This window comes from Streptomyces sp. NPDC001443 (assembly GCF_053597355.1).
The window spans coordinates 1-3,489 of the sequence record NZ_JBSFIA010000094.1; the positions used below are offsets into that span (position 1 = coordinate 1).

The 3,489-nt window shown below is 69.7% G+C and carries 4 protein-coding genes; 3 read left to right on the forward strand and 1 reads right to left on the reverse strand.

All coding sequences use genetic code 11. The annotated features are described in order from the left end of the window. Positions 1 to 272: 272 nt before the first annotated feature. Complete coding sequence (locus ACWC24_RS41770) at positions 273 to 1,157, reverse strand: aminoglycoside phosphotransferase family protein (RefSeq protein WP_450668154.1); 885 nt, start codon at positions 1,155 to 1,157, stop codon at positions 273 to 275. Positions 1,158 to 1,281: 124 nt separating this feature from the next. Between ACWC24_RS41770 and ACWC24_RS41775 the strand changes: the two genes are divergently transcribed. The 3 genes from ACWC24_RS41775 (at position 1,282) to ACWC24_RS41785 (ending at position 3,270) form a co-directional block, all read left to right on the forward strand. Continuing rightward, a complete protein-coding gene (locus tag ACWC24_RS41775; protein WP_450668155.1) occupies positions 1,282 to 1,506 on the forward strand; it encodes a hypothetical protein in 225 nt (74 codons plus the stop codon). Positions 1,507 to 1,622: 116 nt separating this feature from the next. Continuing rightward, positions 1,623 to 2,024: a YciI family protein gene (locus ACWC24_RS41780; RefSeq protein ID WP_450668156.1), complete on the forward strand. Its 402-nt coding sequence runs from the start codon at positions 1,623 to 1,625 to the stop codon at positions 2,022 to 2,024. A gap of 13 nt (positions 2,025 to 2,037) precedes the next feature. Then, positions 2,038 to 3,270, forward strand: coding sequence for an RNA polymerase sigma factor (locus tag ACWC24_RS41785; protein ID WP_450668157.1), 1,233 nt, complete (start codon positions 2,038 to 2,040; stop codon positions 3,268 to 3,270). Positions 3,271 to 3,489 lie beyond the last annotated feature (219 nt).

The following is a 3,489-nucleotide window of genomic DNA, read 5'->3' on the forward strand; positions in this document are numbered from 1 at the left end:
CCGAAAAGAACCCCGTTGGGTGATCATGCTGGTGGTTTGTCGCCGCTGAAGCGGCAGGAGGCGCTGCCGAAGAACCGATACGGCTCCGTGGCAACCCGAAGAACTATACGCATCCCGCAGAGTGCCGTCAACCACCCCCTGTCAAGATCTTTTGAGCCTGGGGGCTGCGAGGGGCTCCGGCACAGCACCGGGCCCCTCCCCCCGTCTCCTTGCCGAGGTGGGCCGTAAGCGGCATTGACGCACCCCTGGATCGTCCCGTCCCCTGCCGGCCTTCAGCCCTCTTGCAGCACGGTCCGGATCACGTGCCGGGCGTTGTGCGCCATCGCAGGGTTCGTCTCGCGGTAGTACGGCAGCGCGATCAGTGCCTGCGAGAGTGTCCGTCCCCGGCCGCGGATCCAGGTGGCGTCGTCCACGCTCAGCGCCTGGCGGAAGACTTCTCTCGCCTCGGCCGGCAGCAGATTCCACGCCGGGAACAGATCACAGGCCGGATCGCCCGTGCCCAGGCACCCGAAGTCGATTACCGAGGTGAGCCTGCCACCGTCCACCAGCAGGTTGCCCGGCATGAGGTCCGCGTGCAGCCACACCGGGGGCCCGCCCCAAACAGGGGCTCGCAGCGCCTCCTCCCACACGGCGGTGGCGGCCTCGCAGTCGACGCCCTCCTGCGGGATCCCACGCAGCTCCTCGATCGCAGCCCGGGTCTCCGCGTCGAGCGAGGCGAGTGGCCCTCCGCGGTGAGCCTGTGGGGCACCCGGCAGCGTGATGCTCCGCATCGCCGTCACGAACTCCGCCAGGTCCTCCGCCAGCTGCACCGGCTCGCTCAGGGCTCCCACTTCCGGGTTCTCCCCTTCCAGCCACTGGTACACCGACCACGGCCACGGGTACGCCTCCGTGGGCTCTCCCTCCCCGAGTGCCGTGGGGACAGTCGTGGGCAAGTACGGTGCGAGCCGGGGCAGCCACGCCCGCTCCTTCGGCACGTCGCCGACCCCACCCTGCTCGAGCGGCAGCCGTACGACCTTGTCATCGCCCAGCCGGAACATGGCGTTGACAGTCCCGCCGGACGGAAACCGTTTGATCGTGAGTCCCGCCCACTGCGGGAACTGGCCGGCGATCAGCCGCCGCACCAGGTCGCCCTCGATGGGGTGTACGTCGGAACGCATGTCACCTGTGTCCATGGCTCGCCATCCGACCGCCGAACACCGACAAGCGTCAATCACTCCTCCCGTTTCCGTCTTCGCAGGCTCCACCGCCGTCACCCCAGCGGGAAAGCCCCGGGGGCACGAGTTGCCGAGGCTCCCGGTCAAGCATGTCTGTCCCGTTTGCGGCCATCTCGTCGAGCAGGTCGTACGCCGGCACAAGACCCTGGTCGTGTTCGTGCCCCTGTGGCGTCCCGGCCCCTGCAAGAACCCCGAGTGCCAGGCGTACGAGGCGGAAGAGGCCGAGTGGGAGCCCGTCCTCACGACGGAGAGCGGACCGGCGGTCGACAGGGCCAAGCAGCAGGACTCCTGACGCCCTTCCCGCGAGCCTGAAAAACTTCCGCGAGTGTGTAGAGAAGCGCGGGCCGGCTCCGATGTCCCCTGTGAGAGCCGCCCACCACAGGCGGCCCGAGCCGAAGGAGCGGACTCATGAAGTACCTGGTGATGGTGCAGGGCACGCAGGCGGACTACGAGGCCCAGGCGGGCAAGCCCGCCGCGGGTCTCCCGACCTGGAGCGACAAGGACATGCAGGCGATGTTCCAGCACATGGGGGCGATCAACAACGACCTCGCCGAGACAGGCGAGTTCATCGACGCCCAGGGGCTGGCCGAGCCTGCCAGGACCCGCCTCGTCAGCGCCGGCGCGGACGGCAAGCCCGTGATCACCGACGGGCCGTACGGCGAGACCAAGGAAGTGATCGCCGGTTACTGGCTCCTGGAGTGCGAGAGCCTGGAGCGGGTCACGGAGATCGCCGCGCGGGTCATCCAGTGCCCCGTTCCCGAGGGCGCGAACACGTACCCCGTCGTCATCCGGCCGCTCGGCGAAGTGTGAGCAGGGGAGACTTTTGAGACGTACGAGCGAGGTCGAGGACCTGCTGCGCCTGCACTCGCCGCAGGTCCTCGGAGCGCTCGTACGCCGGTACGGGCACTTCGACTCCGCCGAGGACGCCGTACAGGAGGCGCTGCTGGCAGCGGCCGGTCAGTGGCCCGAGTCAGGGGTTCCGGACAATCCGCGGGGCTGGCTGATCAGGGTCGCCTCGCGGCGGCTCACGGACGCGCTGCGCAGTGATCAGGCGCGGCGCCTTCGTGAGGAGAAGGCGGCGGCGCTCACACCGCGCGACGCCTTCACCGCACCGCCACCCGGGCCCGATCGTGCGCCCTCCGAGGACGACACGCTGACCCTGCTCTTCCTCTGCTGCCACCCGGATCTGCCCCCGCCCGCCCAGATCGCGCTGACGCTGCGGGCCGTCGGCGGTCTGACGACGGCCGAGATCGCCCGCGCGCACCTGGTGCCGGAGGCGACGATGGCCCAGCGGATCAGCCGGGCCAAGCAGCGGGTGAAGGGCACGCGTTTCAGCCGCCCCGATCACTGGGAGGAGCGACTGCCCGCCGTCCTCCACACGCTCTACCTGATCTTCAACGAGGGCTACACGGCCACCTCCGGAGCCTCCCTCCAGCGCGCCGAACTCGCGGGCGAGGCCATCCGGCTGGCCCGTACGATGCACCGCCTGCTGCCCGGCGACTGTGAGGTCACCGGGCTGCTCGCCCTGATGCTCCTCACCGACGCCCGCCGCGCCGCGCGGACCGGGGCGGGCGGCGAACTGATCCCCCTCGACGAGCAGGACCGCGGGCTGTGGGACAAGGCGGCGATCGAGGAGGGCGTGGCCCTGGTGACCTGGGCTCTGTCCCAACGCCGCTCCGGCCCCTACCAGTTGAGGGCCGCGATCGCCGCCGTCCACGACGAGGCGGACTCGCCCGACAGCACCGACTGGCCCGAGATCCTCGGCCTCTACGACGTCCTCGTCCACCTTGTCCCCAGCCCTGTCGAACGCCTCAACCGTGCCGTGTCCATTGCCATGGTCCACGGACCCAAGGCTGGTCTGGTCGAACTGGACGCGCTCGCACCGGAGCTGACCGCAGGCCACCGCCTGGACTCGGTCCGCGCCCACCTCCTGGAACGCGCCGGCGACCCCCAGGCCGCCCGAGCCGCCTATGAGTCAGCCGCCGCCAAGACCCTGAGCCTCCCCGAACAGCGCTACCTCCGGGCCCGTGCGGCCCGCCTCGGCGACATCACTTGACGTGTCGCTCATGCCCGAGCCGGCGCACATCACCGAACACTCCCTCTGGGACGCGGCCCGCGAGACCGGCACGTACAAGACGTCGACGTGTGGCCGCACTCTCCGGTTCACGAATACTGAGGTGAACGCAGAAAACCCCCGTGCCGAATGGCACGGGGGTTTTCTCAATATTTGTTCGGCGGCGTCCTACTCTCCCACAGGGTCCCCCCTGCAGTACCA